Genomic DNA, 14,298 nt, shown 5'->3' on the forward strand with positions numbered 1-14,298 from the left:
GGGCTCAGCCGACAGAGTCAGAGGGAGATACCGGTGGACGAGACATACGACGTGGTGGTGGTGGGCGGCGGCGCTGCGGGGCTCAGCGGAGCCCTGGCGTTGAGCCGGGCCCGCCGGTCGGTGCTGGTGATCGACTCCGGTGAGCCGCGCAACGCGCCGGCCGACCGGGTGCACAACTACCTGGGCCGGGAGGGGACGCCGCCGGGCGAGCTGCTCGAGGTCGGGCGGGCCGAGGTCGCCGGGTACGGCGGGCATTTCCACACCGGGCGGGTGCAGGAGGTGACCCGGGACGACGACGGGTTCCGGCTCGGCCTCGACGGCGGGGCTTCGGTGCGCGCCCGTCGGCTGTTGGTGACCACCGGGTTGACCGACGAACTGCCCGACGTGCCCGGTCTGGCCCAGCGGTGGGGACGCGATGTGCTGCACTGCCCGTACTGCCACGGCTGGGAGGTCCGCGACCGGCGGATCGGCATCCTGGCGACCGGGCCGTTCGCCGTGCACCAGGCCGAGATGTGGCGACAGTGGAGTCCCCATGTGCTGCTCCTGCTGCACGACGTCCCCGCACCGGACGCGGAGGCCGCCGAGCGGCTCGCCGCCCGAGGCATCGCGGTGGTCCCGGGCCCGGTCGCCGAGGTCGAGGTGACCGGGGACGCGCTGACCGGCGTACGGCTGGCCGACGGCCGGATGGTCGCGCTCGACGCGGTGGTGGTCGCGACGCGGCTGGCCCCCCGATCCGGCCTGCTGGTGGGGTTGGGCCTGGCCCCGGAGGAGGTGACGATGGGCGAGCACGTCATCGGCGCCCAGATCCCGGCCGACCCCACCGGCGCGACGAGCGTCCCGGGTGTCTGGGTGGCGGGCAACGTGGCCGACATCCGTGGCCAGGTGATCACGTCTGCCGCGGCCGGCCTCACCGCCGGCGCGGCGATCAACGCCGACCTGATCGCCGAGGAGACCCGGGCTGCGGTCACCGCCTACCGCCAGGTGGTGGCCACCGCGTTCGAGGAACCGGCGTGGGAGGAGCGCTACCAGTCCCGGCCGTCGGTCTGGAGTGGTCGGCCGAACCCGCAGTTGGTCGCCGAGGTCGCGGACCTGCCCCCGGGGCGCGCGCTGGACGTGGGCAGCGGGGAGGGCGCCGACGCGGTGTGGCTGGCTGAGCGCGGCTGGCAGGTGACGGCGGTGGACATCTCCACCACCGCGCTGGACCGGGCCGCCGCGCACGCCGACACCGCCGGCGTCGGTGCTCGGATCGAGTTCACGCACGCCGACCTGCGCGACAAGCCGCCCGCCGACGAGGCGTACGACCTGGTGTCGGCGCAGTTCATACACCTGCCGCCGGTGCAGCGACAGGAGTTGTTCGCAAGGTTGGCCGCGGCGGTGGCGCCGGGCGGAGTTCTGCTGATCGTTGGTCACCACCCGTCGGATCTGTGGACGACGGCGCGCCGGATGCACATGCCGGACATGATGTTCACCGCGGAGGACGTGGCCGCCACCCTGGACCCGTCTGACTGGGAGGTGCTGACGGCCGAGGCCCGCCCCCGCGCAGCCACCGACGAGAACGGCCAGCAGATAACAATCCACGACGCGGTCCTCGTAGCGCGCCGCCGCTAGACCGCCGAAGTCCACCCCGTCGATCATGGAGTTGTGGTGCCGGAATGGTGATGGTCCACGACCTTTGTCACCCACCACAACTCCATGATCGACGCGGGCGGGGCGTGGTCGGGGGGTGGGCGGGGGCGGAGATGTGAGAGGTGGTGGGGCGGGACTTCGCATGAGGTCGGCTCGGCGGTAGCGTTGCGCGACACTGATGGCCCGCGGGGCAGGCGACCGCCGACCCTCACGCCCCCCGATCGTACGGAGGATGGTGCATGTCCATTGGCGCTGAGCCGCGCGCAGGACGCGACGATGCGGCCTCGCGGCCACACTTCGAGCTCACCCTGCGCGGCTACGACAAACGCCAGGTGGACCGACACCTGGAGCAGCTCGACGGTCAGATCGCGATGCTCAGTGGGGAGCACGGGCGTTCCGCCGTTCGGGTCCGTGAACTGACCGCCGAGGTGCAGCGACTGCGTACCGAACTGGCCGAACTTCAGGAGCAACCGGTGCAGGTGGACCGCGCGACGATCCACGATCTGGGGCCGATGGTCGCCGAGATCATGACACTCGCCGACAAGCAGGCCGCAATGATCATTGAGTCGGCCACCGATCGGGCGAACGAGCTGCGCAGCGAGTCGGAGCGGATCCTCGCCGACACCCGTGAGCGGGCCGCGCAGGCACGCCAGGACCTGGCCGAGGAGCTGGCGACCCGGCGTACCGAGCAGGAGCAGGCGCACGAGGAGCGGCGCACCCTGGCCGAGGCCGAGCTGACCGCGATCCGCGAGCACGCGGAGCAGTTGCGCGCCGACGGTGAGGCCGCCCACGAGCGTGCCCAGCACGAGGCGAAGCGGATCACCGAACAGAGCGCGCAGCAGCTCAACCAGACGCGGGTCGCCGCCGACGCGTTGATGAAGTCGGCCCGCACCCAGATCCAGCAGGAACTCCAGTCGGCCCGCGCGAAGAACCAGCAGGAGATGGCCCAGTGGCAGGCCAACGTGGAGCGCGAGGTCAACGAACGGCGGACCGCCGCCGAGCGGGACATCGCCGAGCAGCAGGCCGCCGCTGAGCAGGAGCTCGCCGAGCAGAGCAACGCGACCGAGCAGCAGATCGCCGCGCTGCTGGCCGAAGCGCAGCAGCACGTGACCGAGCTGCGCAACCGCGCCGACGAGCAGGCCGCCAGCCACCAGCAGCAGCTCACCGCCCTCCAGCAGGAGATCGAGGAGCGCCAGCAGGAGGCCACCGCGCTGCACACCGAGCTGGAGACCGGCCGTCAGCAGCTCGCCGAGATCCGCGAGGAGGGCGAGACGCTGGAAAACGAGCTGTCGAGGATGCAGCAGCGACTCAGTGAGGTCCGCCGGGACCTCACCGCCGAGAGCGCCCGGCTGGAGGAGGCCCGACGGGCCGGGGACTCCGCCGAGCGGCACGCCAAGGAGGTCCGCGCCCGGGTGCAGCGGGAGGCGAAGCGGGTGGCCGACCTCGCCGCCGCCGCGGTGATGGCCGCGGCCGCCGGGGGTACGGAGACCGCCGAGTACCCGATGGTGGGTTCCCGTTCCGGTTTCGATCGACCCAGCGCCGACCGCTCCCCCGCCGAGCGGGCCGCTGAGGTGCGAAACGAGGGCGACCGGCCTGGTGACGACGAGTCCGCCGGCGATCAGTCCGGGAGTGAGCAGTCTGACGCCGAGCGCTCGCACCGACCCACCAACCTCGACGAGCAGGTGAACACGCCCGCCGAGCGGCCGGCTCCCGCGGAAGCTCCCGCGGACGAGGCCGAGCGGATCTTCACCCGCCCCGACGCCCCGACGCCCGTGCCGTTCCTGGCCTTCGGGCAGCCGGTCAGCGAGAACGGCGCCGCCCGGCACTGACCCCGGTGACGGTCGTCCCCGGCGCACGCGATCCCGCACGGCCCGGGACGACCTCGACGGCGGTCGGCCCGGGGGGATTCTGGGCCGAACCGAGCCGGCGTCTTCCGTGCAGCTGGCAGGCTGGGCTGGCCGCCGCGCACCAGCGGTGGCCGCCGGCCCGCCGGCGACCGAGAGGAGCACCCGGTGACCGACCGACCGGAGGAGTTCGACCTGCTCGTCGTGGGCGGCGGCAAGGCCGGGAAAACGTTGAGCATGGACGTCGCCCGGTCCGGGCAGCGGGTCGCCATGGTCGAACGCGGCATGATCGGCGGCAGCTGCATCAACGTCGCGTGCATCCCGACGAAGGCGCTGGTGACCAGCGCGCGGGCGGCCCGCCTGCTGCGTGACGCGTCCGCGCTCGGCCTGGTGGTGGAGGGCGGCCGGGTCGACGTGGACCTGTTGCGCGCGCACAAGCAGGACGTCGTCGAGGGGATGGTCGCGGCCAACCGGCAGCAGTTCCTCGACTCCGGTCTGCACCTGGTGATCGGTGAGGCGAGGTTCGTCGGCCCCCGGACCGTACGGGTGTCGCTCGCCGACGGCGGTGAGCGGCTGTTACGCGGCGACGACATGGTGATCAACACGGGTACGCGTCCGCATCTGCCCTCGGTGCCCGGGATGGCCGAGGCCGGGGTGCTGACCAGCGACAGCCTGCTGCACCTGGACCGGCTGCCGGGCCGGCTGGTGGTGCTCGGCGGCGGCACGGTCGGGGTGGAGTTCGCGCAGATGTTCGCGTCGTTCGGCAGCGCGGTGACGCTGATCGAGGGCGGTCCGCGACTGCTCACCCGCGAGGACCCCGACGTGAGTGACGCGGTGATGCGCGTCTTCGTCGACGACGGCATCGACGTCCGGGTGGGCGTCGCGGTCGCCCGGGTCGACCGCGACGTCGACGGCACGGTCCGAGTGACGCTGGACGACGGCAGCCTGGTGACCGGGGACGACGTGCTGGTGGCGGCCGGTCGGGCACCGGTCACCGACGGGCTCGGCCTGGCCGCCGCCGGCGTACGCCTCAGCGAACGGGGCTTCGTGGAGGTCGACGAGCACCTGCAGACCAGCGCCGAGCGGACCTGGGCCGCCGGAGACGTCGCCGGCAGCCCGCAGTTCACCCACGTCTCGCTGGACGACTACCGGATCATCCGGGCGAACCTCGCGGGTGGACAGCGCAGTACCGCCGACCGGTTGATCCCGTACACCGTCTTCACCACCCCGGAGCTGGCCCGGGTCGGGCTCACCGAGACCGAGGCACGCCGCGCCGGGTACGACGTCCAGGTCGCTCACCTGCCGGTCGCCGCGATCCCCCGGGCGCGCACCCTGCGCCAGACCAAGGGCATGTGGAAGGCGGTCATCGACGCCAGCACAGACCGGATCCTCGGCGCGGCGCTGCTCGGCGCCGAGGCCGGTGAGGTGATCACCTCGGTGCAGTTGGCCATGCTCGCCGGGATGCCGTGGACCGCCCTGCGCGACGCGGTCATCACCCACCCGACCATGACCGAGGGTCTCAACCTGCTCTTCGCCTCGTTGCAGCCCAGCCCGGTCCGCTGACCGTCTTCACGTCGGCACCGGGCCGGCTACGCGGCGGCGATCTCGTCGCGTACCCGTTGTTGGAAGGCTCGTGCCTGCGCCCCGGTGGGCGGCGGCCCGCCGTGCCGCGCGGCGATCGCCTGGCCGATCACCTCGGCCCGGTAACCGGCGTCGACAAGTCGTTGGCCGGCCGCAACCTTCGCGAGCCAGACGCCGTCGCGGTGCCGCACCAGCGACCGGCACGCGCCGAGCACCGCGTCCTCCGTGCCGGGCGCGGGCTGGTCGCCCGGTGGTGTCGGCAGGGCCAGCCACCAGGACAGCGCCTCGACGAGCAGTCGACGCAGATCGGCCGGTGTGAGGTCGGCGAAGGCCTCCCCCGCTGGCGGCCCGAGCAGCGGCAGCCCGCTCTGGTGCAGGATGCTGCGATCCAGCCCGTACCAGAAGCGGCCGTCGGCGGCGGGCCGGTCGGCCGGGTCGAGGGTGCACCGGAACGGCATGCCGGCCCCGGTGTTGATTTCGACCTCGAAACCGGGTTCCGGGGTGCCCGAGGCGGCCACTGCCCGGTCGTAGGCGACCAGCTCCAGCCCTCGCGCCGGGCAGGGCAGCGCCTCGTGCCGCAGCCGCGCCACCAGCGCCCGCTTGGCGGTCTCGGTGAGCGGACCGGCGCTGACCAGCGCCACGTCCACGTCGCTGCGGCCTGCCTGGTACGCGCCGAGCCCCACCGAGCCGGCCGCGTACGCGCCGACCAGGTCGGCCCCGAGGACGTCACGGGCGGCGGCGACCAGGTCATCGAGGTAGCGCTGAAGATCGGAGTCCACGGGCCATCATGACGCACGGGTCGGAACCAGGCGGGACTACCCCGCGTAGAGCAGCAGCAGACCGGCGACGGTATACGCGACCATGAGCGCCAGTAGCGGCAGTTGGCCGGCCACCGCCCGGGCCCGGGGGAACAGGTACAGGGCGCGGTCGTGGGCGAGCAGCGTGCCGAGCAGGTGCCCGAGGATGATGACGGTGATCTGGAGGGTGGCCACCCCGGACGGCGTGACCAGCCCGGTGTGCGGCTCCCAGCCGGCGGTGCCGAGCCAGTTGGCGCCGGTGCCCAACGGGTCGGAGAGCAGCGCGACGGTGCGCTGGCCTTCCAGGATCAGCAGCGAGTAGTAGTGCGCCACCACGTAGCCCACCGCGATCGGCACGATCGAGTGGGCGATCTCGCCCGGCACGCCCCGGGCGTCGGCCGGGTCGGCGCGACCGATGCGCGCGGCGGCTCCGGTGGCGGCGAGGTACGCCACCGCCACGGCGGCGACAACCAGGGTCAGCCCGGCGCTGCCGGTGACCGCCGGGTGCAGGCCGTTCTCCTGGCTGAACCGCAGCCAGCCGGGCGCGTTGGAGAGACTGTCGTACATGGTGGAGCCGAGCAGCACGATCACCACGGCGACGAGTCCCGGGCGGGGCCGCAGCCCGGCGATCCCGTCGAGCGGGTTGCGCCACACCAGCACGCCGTCGGCGGCCCGGCCGATCGGGGCGAGCTGACCGATCAGGGCGCTGTACGCCTCGAACGGGTCGGCGTGGTCGAACCAGCCGGCCCCGAACACCGCAGCGCCGGCCAGCATGACCACCGCGTACGCGGCGAGCCAGGCGGTGATGACCGGCAGGGTGGCGCGATCGGGTGCGACCAGTTCCAGCCAGACGAAGCCGAACAGGGTGGTGGCGGCCGGCCACCACCCCACGCCGGCCGGTAGCTGACGGAGCCCTCGGTGCGGGTCGCGCCGGGCGGCCAGCGCCGCCAGCAGGTGCACCGTACGAAGCGGGTTGACCGTTCGCCAGACCGGGCCGAGCAGCAGCGACAGCGGTGCCAGCCCGACCCAGAGCAGCACGTAGAGCGCGCCGGCCGTCGGGTTGTTCGCGGTGTCCGGCCCGCCCAGCAGACCCAGGCAGAACCAGGCGGCTGCGAGCAGACCGAGCACCCGCAGCACCCACCGGAAGGCGGGCGCGTCGACGATTCGGGCGAGCCATCCCGGCACCGGTCGGCCCCCGGTCGCGTCCCGGTCGAGTCGCGGCTCACGCCAGAGCAGGCCCAGGGCGAGGAACGTGACGACGAGGGTCAGCGCGGCGGCGACGACGAGCTGCGGCAGCGTGATCGGCAGGTCCTGGCGACCACCGACCCCGTGTGCCAGCAGCGTGGGAGCGGCGGTCATGTCGCTCAGCGGACGACGAGCTGGAAGAGCACCAGCTCGGTCTCGTGCGTCTCCACCTCGAACAGCCCGGTCTTGTCGGCCCGGAACTCCACCAACCCGGGAGTGCCGGCCGGCAATCGAGCGCCCAGGTCGTAGCCGTGCACGTGCAGTTCGTCGGACACGTCGGAGGTGACAGTGATCCGGATCAGCTCGCCCTTACCCACGGTGATTCGTCCGGTCGGCGGATCGACCCGCCGCTTCGCGATCGTCACGGTGATCTCCCGGTCCACGGCCGGGGTGCTGGCGGCGGCGCTCGGGGTGGCACCGGCCGTCGGGGTCGACGCGGTGACGCTCGGCGGCGCGGCGGACGTCGATGCCGCCGAGGGGGTGGCGACGGAGGGATCGTCGTCCTGGCCGCACCCGACGAGGAGCAGGGCGGTGAGGGCGGTGGCGGCGAGGGCGGCGGTAGTGCGGCCGGCGGGGGTACGGACGGACACGGGCGGACTCCGAACGACGCGAGGGGGACGGGTGTCGGGTTGATCGTCGGGGAGGAGAACTGTACGTCTTGTTCGGCGGCGGGGATATGACCATGATGAACCAATGCGATCGAGGCTCGTCACTATGCGTCACATCCTGAGCCGCACCCTGTCGGCCCTGGCCGCGACGGTGGTGGTGTCGCTGTTGCTGCCGGTCGCACCGGCGTCCGCGCACGGCCAGTTGGCGACCAGCACCCCGCTGACCGGCACCGTCGTGCGCGAGCCGCTGACACAGTTGGGGTTGTACTTCACCGAGAAACCGGCCTCGAACGCCCACTTCACCGTCACCGGGCCGGACGGGTCGCGAGTGGACAACGGTTGGTCGTTCGGCGAGCCGAAGCGCCTGGACAAGCCGGTCCAGGAGTACTTCATGGTCAACGGTGTGTTCGAGCCACGGCTCTACCACACCGGCTTCCCGGCCATGGTGACCGTCGCCCACTGGCCGGCGAAGGGTCGCTACACCGCCAGCTACCTCTCCGTCGCCTCGGACGGTGAGGCGGTGCGGGGCAACGTCACCTTCGACTACCAGGGGCCGAGTACGCGGGCGCCGGCCGGTTGGGTGGTGCCCACGGCGGGGCCGGACGCGACACTGCTCGCCCAGGCCGAGGGCGAGGGGCCGGCGAGCCCCGGGGCGACTGGCGGCCCGGCGGACGCCACTGGCGCCCCGGCGACCGATCCGGCTGGCGCCACGGACGATCAGCGGGACGGCGGGTTCCCGGCATGGCTGGTCCCGGCCCTCATCGTCGTCGTGGTCTCCGCGATCGTGCTGGTGGCGGCCCGCCGTCGACCGGTCGCGCGGGGGGCCGTCAGCGCGAGCCGCCGACCCATCGGCAGGGCGGGCAAGGCGCCCGAAGCGCGCAAGGTGGCGAACACGGCCCGCAAGCCCGGCAACCGGGCGGGCGGCCGATCCCGAGGCGGACGGCGATAGTCGGCCGCAGCCGACATTCTTCGCGTACCATCGCGAACTTTCGCACGGACACGAAGAACTTTTGATGCATCGAGGCGAAGCCATGGACAGTCCAATCGAAACGCCTTAATGTCTCGATCCATCCACCCCGTGTTTCCGCAACGTCACTCGTCGGCGTCGAGGACGTTACGGACCCGGGCCGACGGCCATCCTCACCGCTGCTCCGCGCCGGCCGTCGGACACTCCACCGCCTCCTGGAGGAACGATGGGCACACGCCTGCTACGCCGACTCCACAAACCCGCACTGGGTGCGCTCGCACTCGTCCTCACCGCCGGCCTCTGGGCCGCTCCGGCCACCGCCGCACCCGCGCAGGAACCGGGTGTCACGCTGCGCGTCTTCGACGTGCAGGTGCCGCTCTCCACGCTCTGCACACTCAAACCCGCGCAGACCCCGAACGTGGACAAGCTGATGTCCACCATCAACTGGACCTCGGCGGCCGACTTCGGCTTCGAGGACAACTTCGTCTCGCAGGTGCTCGGCAACATCACCACCACCCAGGCCGGCAGCTACACGTTCCGGCTCAGCAGCGACGACGGGTCCAAGCTGGCGATCGACAACACGGTGGTGATCGACCACGACGGGTTGCACGGCGCGACCCCACCCAAGGAGGGCACCGTCACCCTCACCGCCGGGCTGCACCCGCTGCGCATCGACCACTTCGAACGCGGCGGCGGGCAGCAGATCACCCTGGAATGGAAGACGCCCGGCTCGTCGTCCTTCGTGGTCGTACCGAACTCGGCGCTGAGCACCGACGCGGGCGTCGTCCGGGTGACCGCACCGGGACGCAAGGAATGCGAGGGCATCGCCGACACTCCCGGCGACGGCCTGCCACTGACCGGGGTGCACCCGGGCTACACGCTGACCAACCTGCGGCCCAGCGGCTTCCAGCCGAAGGTCACCGGGATGGACTGGTTGGCCGACGGGCGGCTGGTTGTCTCCACCTGGGGCGGCAGCGACCAGTCCGGCACGTCCCAGGACGGTGAGGTCTGGATCCTCGGCAACACCGGCGGCGCGACCACTCCGGGCGCCGTGACCACCAAGAAGATCGCCGGCGGGCTGAAGGAGCCGATGGGGCTGAAGATCGTCGACGGGGTGGTCTACGTCTCGGAGAAGCAGCGGCTGACCCGGCTGGTCAACACCGGCGGCGACGAGGTGGCCGAGCGCCTGGAGACCGTCGCCACCTGGCCGTACGGGGGCAACTTCCACGAGTTCGCGTTCGGCCTGCTCTACGCCGACGGGTTCTTCTACCTGAACCTGTCGGTGTCGATCAACTCCGGCGGCGCCACCACCAACCCGCAGCCCGCCGCCAACCGGGGCAGCACCCTCAAAATCAACAAGGACACCGGCGCGGTCAGCTACGTCGCCGGCGGGCTGCGCACCCCGCACGGCATCGGCTGGGGCCCGGAGGGCGGCATCTTCGTCACCGACAACCAGGGCGGCTGGCTGCCCTCGTCGAAGTTGGTGCACGTCAAGCAGGGCCGGTTCTTCAACCACTACACGAACCCGGCCGGTCCGTTCGACACCAACCCGGTCACCCCGCCGGTGCTCTGGATGCCCCAGAACGAGATCGCCAACTCGCCCAGCACCCCGCTGTACCTGACCACCGGCCGCTACGCCGGCCAGTTCGTCATCGGCGACGTGACGTACGGCGGCCTCCAACGGGCCTCCGTGGAGAAGGTCAACGGCGAGTACCAGGGCGCCCTGTTCCGGCTCACCCAGGGCCTGGAGGCGGGCGTCTCCGAGGTGAACATCGGCCCGGACGGCGCGATCTACGTCGGCGGGCTCGGCGCGGGCGGCAACTGGGGCCAGACCGGCAAGCTGTCGTACGGCCTGCAGAAGCTCACCCCGAACACCGCCACCACGTTCGAGATGCTCGCCATGCGCGCCACCACGACCGGCTTCGAGGTCGAGTACACCCAGCCCGTGTCGACGGCGACCGCCACCGACCTGGCCGCGCGGTACAAGCTCAAGCAGTGGCGGTACGTGGCGACCTCGAACTACGGCGGTCCGAAGATCGACGAGGAGACGCTGACCGTCACCTCGGCCACCCTCTCGTCGGACGGCAAGAAGGTCAGCCTCACGGTGCCCGGACGCAAGGCCGGCAGGGTGGTGCACCTGCGGTCACCGCGCCCGTTCACCTCCACCAGCGGCCAGTCCCTGTGGAGCACCGAGGCGTGGTACACGCTCAACTCGATCCCGGGCAGCCCCCCGCCGCCGACCGGTGGGACCATCACCGGCGTCGGTGGCAAGTGCCTGGACGTCGACAACGCGGGCACCGCCGACGGCACGAAGATCCAACTCTGGACCTGCAACGGCACCACCGCGCAGTCGTGGACGAAGGTCGGTGACACGTACCGGGTGCTGGGCAAGTGCCTGGACGTGGACAACGGCGGCACCGCCAACGGCACGAAGGTCCAGCTCTGGACCTGCAACGGCAGCGGCGCGCAGGTCTGGCAGCCGCAGGCCGACGGGTCGATCCGCAACCCGCAGTCCGGCAAGGTCCTGGAGGCCGCAGGCGGTAGCAGCGCCGACCGCACCCAGATCCAGCTCGGCACGTATTCGGGCGGCGCCCACCAGAAGTGGGTGGTCAGTGGCGGGGTAACCGGCTGACGTCGGACGAGGGGCGTGGTCCGACCTCCCGGTCGGGCCGCGCCCCGGACCGTTTGGCGCAGCGTCACCAGCGCCGGGCGTACAGCGCCAGCGCGGCGGTGCGGACTGCCGTCGGTCAGGGACCGTGCGGCAGCGGCTGCGCCAGGGCGCGGAGTTCCGATGGGAGCTGGGCCAGGGCGTCCTCGAACTCCCGGTGCCCGACCACCCGGTGCATGGTCTGGAGAACCGCCCGGGTGCCCCGCTCGGCGGCCGGACGGTCGATCCCGGCACGGTCGGCGACCCGGCGGAGGAACTCGTCGTAGCCGAACGCCTCCGGTGGCTCCGCGGCCTTGACCAGCAATGGGCTCAACTCGTCGGCCAGGTGGGGGGCCAACGCGCCCGCCTCACCGCCGCTGAGCCGCTCGGTGAGGGTCCGCAGAACGGCCTCGGTCAGTGGGCGCGCCTGCTCCGGCGGGACGCCCGCCCGTGCCGCGACCTTGTCGACGAACCCCAGCTCGGCCATTCCCCCGCCCTTCGTTTCGGAGATGCGTGGCTACCCGGGCCCGTCCACGGCAAACCCGGCGGCCGGAGCGGGACGGGTCTGGTGGTTGCTCCGCGCGGCGCCGTCGGAGTCTCGTACGGTGAGGTCGGACCGGGAACCCGACGGCTGCCCGACGGCGGCCCGTGCCGCAGGAGGAGCAGATGGCCGTCGACCTACCCGACGTGATCGACCGGTACTTCCGGGCCATCAACGACCGGGACCTGGACGCCTTCGTCGCCTGCTTCGCGGACACCGCGAGCGTCGCCGACGAGGACCGGCTGTACGACGGACGGGCCTCCATCCGCGCGTGGCGGCAGAAGACGATGGATGCCTACTCCTACACCGCCGAACCGGTACGTGTCACACCCGAGGCGGGCGACTCGTACCTGGCCCTCACCCGGGTCTCCGGCGACTTCCCCGGCAGCCCGATCGAGCTGCGGTACCGGTTCACGCTGCGCGACAACCTGATCGGTGCCCTCGACATCCGCCCGTAGCAGCGGCTGCTGCTCGGGCGCCGACGCAGCGGCCCGACCGCCCGGTGCCGGATGCCTGGTCGGCCCGGCCCGCGCGTGATCAACCGCCGAACGGACGAGACGGCCCAGGGGTCGGCGGATGACATGATGTGGCGACAACGGCTGTCGCTACGGAAAAGGGTTGCTGGTGTCCGATGGCGCACGTCGAGGCGAACACGTCCACGGCACCCGGGCGGATCGTGGTGACACTGACCGGCGACCCGCGGCCGGGGGGCTGATGCCGGCCGAGCGGCGCGACACCGTGGTCGAGCAGAGCACCCCCGCCCATGTCACGGACACCATGGCGTACCAGGTGGCGACCGACGTGCGAGCGCTGCGCGCGTTCGTCAGCGCCGGGGCGCTGGCCCGGGGCCTGCCACCGCATCGGGTGGAGCTGCTGACACTCGCGGTCAGCGAGCTGGCCAGCAACACCTTGCAGCACACCACCGGCGGCGGGCGGGTCCTGCTCTGGGCCGAGTCCGGCCAGTTGTTCTGCGACGTCGTCGACCGGGGGCCGGCGCGGGAGTTCGGCCAGGGAATGCCGTCCACCGACTCGATCCGGGGCCGGGGGCTGGCGATCGTGGAGCAGGTCTGCGATGAGGTCGCCGTGCTCACCGGACCCGGGGAGACCGTCGTACGGATTCGCCTGAGCCTGTGAGCCGGGCGGCGATCCATGCCCGCTCGGGCCGCGTCGCCTGCCACAATGCGGACAGCCCGGGTGGACGGTGACCCCGGGTCGGACCCGACCGGGAGGACGGCACGATGCCGGACAGCGCACGCGAGGCAGAGCTGCTCGATGCCGAACGCACCCTGCAGGCCGCCCAACGGGCCGGCGACGTCGATGCTCTCGATCAGTTGCTGGTCGACCAGCTGATAGCCATCGGCCCGGACGGCCGTCCGGGCACCAAGCAGGACGACCTGGCCGCGCACCGGGACCGCCGTTCGGTGGTGCACGAGCTGGTCGAGGAGGAGCTGGACCTGCTCGTCGTCGGAAAGACCGGGGTGACGTTCTTCCTGGGCCGGGTGTCCGGTGTGTTCGAGGGGGCGCCGTTCGCCGCTCGCCTGCGTTACACCCGGACCTGGGTCCACGACGACCCGCACGGCTGGCGGGTCCTCGCCGCACACATCAGCCCGGTCTGACTCAGCTCAGGTCCTCGTCCTCGTCGTCGAGCAGGCCCTGCTCGTCGAGGAACGCGAACCACCTGTCGTCCGCCGGGGTCAGGTCGGCGTAGCCCGGGCCGAGCAGGTAGTAGTCCACGAAGGATCCGAGGTCGGGGGCCAGCTCCTCGAACGCGTCGGACATGAACCACTCGGTGCCGTTGGGCGGGAAGTACCAGATGGCTCCCGTGCCACGGTCCATGAAGATCGGCTCGTCGCTGCGGGTGCCCACCACCAGCCAGCCAGCCCGGTCCTCGGGGATGGTGGAGAAGTCGGGCGCGTAGTCGAGGTGGTACTGGATCCCGGCGAGGGTCGACGTGGACGCCAGCTCGAGCCGACCCGCCCGCAGCCCGTCGGCCACCAGCAGGAGATCGCGCAGGTCGGCCGGGAGGCTCGCCGGCACGACATCGATGGCGGCGCCCTCGCCGAACTCGGCGTACGCCAGGCTCGCCGGCTGGTCGGCCAGATCGGCTCGCAGCTCCTCGATGAGCTGCCGCAGCTCGGGATTCACTGCACCACCTCTGTTCGGATGAGGTCCTGTCCGGCAAAGCTCCCGGCTGCCCGCAGACCTGCGAGCCGATGTGCGGATTGGTTCTACCACGCGGCAGCTCGCCGGGGCGTCACCTCGCCGAATCCGCCAACCGGGCCGACACCACCAGCTCATTGAGTTCTCGACCGGCGGCGCGCAGGTCGGTCTGAGTCGCAGATCTTGGACAGTTCCGTCAGGACGTCACGGAAACTGTCCAGGATCTGGTGGTGAGGCGGCGCTCACGGTGGCGAACACCAACGGGCGTGGCTGCTCGGCGAC

The 14,298-nt window shown here is 72.0% G+C and carries 13 protein-coding genes; 8 read left to right on the top strand and 5 right to left on the bottom strand.

From position 1 onward, the window contains the following. Nucleotides 1-27: 27 nt before the first annotated feature. The 3 genes from HNR22_RS05935 (at nt 28) to HNR22_RS05945 (ending at nt 5,033) form a co-directional block, all read left to right on the top strand. Nucleotides 28-1,608 (top strand): FAD-dependent oxidoreductase, encoded by a 1,581-nt coding sequence (locus tag HNR22_RS05935; RefSeq protein WP_425488093.1) that lies wholly within the window; start codon nt 28-30, stop codon nt 1,606-1,608. A gap of 257 nt (nt 1,609-1,865) precedes the next feature. Next, the gene (locus tag HNR22_RS05940; RefSeq protein WP_179779448.1) at nt 1,866-3,455 is read left to right on the top strand and encodes a DivIVA domain-containing protein; all 1,590 of its coding nucleotides are present in this window, start codon (nt 1,866-1,868) and stop codon (nt 3,453-3,455) included. Nucleotides 3,456-3,638: 183 nt separating this feature from the next. Beyond that, nucleotides 3,639-5,033, top strand: coding sequence for an FAD-dependent oxidoreductase (locus HNR22_RS05945; RefSeq protein ID WP_179779449.1), 1,395 nt, complete (start codon nt 3,639-3,641; stop codon nt 5,031-5,033). 26 nt (nt 5,034-5,059) lie between these two features. On the opposite strand, the gene HNR22_RS05950 is transcribed toward HNR22_RS05945, so the two are convergent. From HNR22_RS05950 to HNR22_RS05960, 3 genes are read right to left on the bottom strand one after another with little or no spacing between them, the layout of a single operon-like run. Then, complete coding sequence (locus HNR22_RS05950; protein ID WP_179779450.1) at nt 5,060-5,830, bottom strand: nucleotidyltransferase domain-containing protein; 771 nt, start codon at nt 5,828-5,830, stop codon at nt 5,060-5,062. Nucleotides 5,831-5,866: 36 nt separating this feature from the next. After that, nucleotides 5,867-7,207: a hypothetical protein gene (locus HNR22_RS05955; RefSeq protein ID WP_179779451.1), complete on the bottom strand. Its 1,341-nt coding sequence runs from the start codon at nt 7,205-7,207 to the stop codon at nt 5,867-5,869. A gap of 5 nt (nt 7,208-7,212) precedes the next feature. Beyond that, a complete protein-coding gene (locus HNR22_RS05960) occupies nt 7,213-7,683 on the bottom strand; it encodes a cupredoxin domain-containing protein (protein ID WP_179779452.1) in 471 nt (156 codons plus the stop codon). Between the two features lie 124 nt (nt 7,684-7,807). On the opposite strand from HNR22_RS05960, the gene HNR22_RS30945 reads away from it, so the two are divergent. Together HNR22_RS30945 and HNR22_RS05970 are read left to right on the top strand one after the other, a co-directional pair. After that, nucleotides 7,808-8,650 carry a copper resistance CopC family protein gene (locus tag HNR22_RS30945; protein WP_218906201.1) on the top strand — a complete coding sequence of 281 codons (843 nt, stop codon included), beginning with the start codon at nt 7,808-7,810 and terminating at the stop codon, nt 8,648-8,650. A gap of 244 nt (nt 8,651-8,894) precedes the next feature. After that, nucleotides 8,895-11,300 (top strand): ricin-type beta-trefoil lectin domain protein, encoded by a 2,406-nt coding sequence (locus HNR22_RS05970; protein WP_179779453.1) that lies wholly within the window; start codon nt 8,895-8,897, stop codon nt 11,298-11,300. A gap of 115 nt (nt 11,301-11,415) precedes the next feature. Here the strand turns inward: HNR22_RS05970 and HNR22_RS05975 are convergent, their stop codons facing one another. After that, nucleotides 11,416-11,802, bottom strand: a complete 387-nt coding sequence (locus tag HNR22_RS05975) for a DUF2267 domain-containing protein (protein ID WP_179779454.1) — start codon at nt 11,800-11,802, stop codon at nt 11,416-11,418. 179 nt (nt 11,803-11,981) lie between these two features. On the opposite strand from HNR22_RS05975, the gene HNR22_RS05980 reads away from it, so the two are divergent. The 3 genes from HNR22_RS05980 to HNR22_RS05990 all read left to right on the top strand — a co-directional run bounded on the left by HNR22_RS05980 (nt 11,982) and on the right by HNR22_RS05990 (nt 13,472). After that, nucleotides 11,982-12,314: a nuclear transport factor 2 family protein gene (locus HNR22_RS05980; RefSeq protein WP_179779455.1), complete on the top strand. Its 333-nt coding sequence runs from the start codon at nt 11,982-11,984 to the stop codon at nt 12,312-12,314. 256 nt (nt 12,315-12,570) lie between these two features. Beyond that, the gene (locus HNR22_RS05985) at nt 12,571-12,990 is read left to right on the top strand and encodes an ATP-binding protein (RefSeq protein ID WP_179779456.1); all 420 of its coding nucleotides are present in this window, start codon (nt 12,571-12,573) and stop codon (nt 12,988-12,990) included. A gap of 104 nt (nt 12,991-13,094) precedes the next feature. After that, entirely contained in the window at nt 13,095-13,472 is a 378-nt protein-coding gene (locus tag HNR22_RS05990; protein WP_179779457.1) for a nuclear transport factor 2 family protein, read from the top strand. A 1-nt stretch (nt 13,473) separates the two neighbouring features. Here HNR22_RS05990 and HNR22_RS05995 read toward each other — a convergent pair whose 3' ends face one another. Beyond that, on the bottom strand, nt 13,474-14,001 hold the full coding sequence (locus tag HNR22_RS05995; protein WP_179779458.1) for an SUKH-4 family immunity protein: 528 nt from the start codon (nt 13,999-14,001) through the stop codon (nt 13,474-13,476). Nucleotides 14,002-14,298: the final 297 nt, after the last annotated feature.

This window comes from Micromonospora jinlongensis (assembly GCF_013410645.1).
GTDB lineage: Bacteria > Actinomycetota > Actinomycetes > Mycobacteriales > Micromonosporaceae > Micromonospora > Micromonospora zamorensis.

Excerpts from the sequence above, each read along its gene's own strand:
- HNR22_RS05940 (WP_179779448.1), top strand. The coding sequence starts at position 1,866 with ATGTCCATTGGCGCTGAGCCGCGCGCAGGACGCGACGATGCGGCCTCG.
- HNR22_RS05955 (WP_179779451.1), bottom strand. The coding sequence starts at position 7,207 with ATGACCGCCGCTCCCACGCTGCTGGCACACGGGGTCGGTGGTCGCCAG.
- HNR22_RS30945 (WP_218906201.1), top strand. The coding sequence starts at position 7,808 with ATGCGTCACATCCTGAGCCGCACCCTGTCGGCCCTGGCCGCGACGGTG.
- HNR22_RS05970 (WP_179779453.1), top strand. The coding sequence starts at position 8,895 with ATGGGCACACGCCTGCTACGCCGACTCCACAAACCCGCACTGGGTGCG.
- HNR22_RS05975 (WP_179779454.1), bottom strand. The coding sequence starts at position 11,802 with ATGGCCGAGCTGGGGTTCGTCGACAAGGTCGCGGCACGGGCGGGCGTC.
- HNR22_RS05980 (WP_179779455.1), top strand. The coding sequence starts at position 11,982 with ATGGCCGTCGACCTACCCGACGTGATCGACCGGTACTTCCGGGCCATC.
- HNR22_RS05985 (WP_179779456.1), top strand. The coding sequence starts at position 12,571 with ATGCCGGCCGAGCGGCGCGACACCGTGGTCGAGCAGAGCACCCCCGCC.
- HNR22_RS05990 (WP_179779457.1), top strand. The coding sequence starts at position 13,095 with ATGCCGGACAGCGCACGCGAGGCAGAGCTGCTCGATGCCGAACGCACC.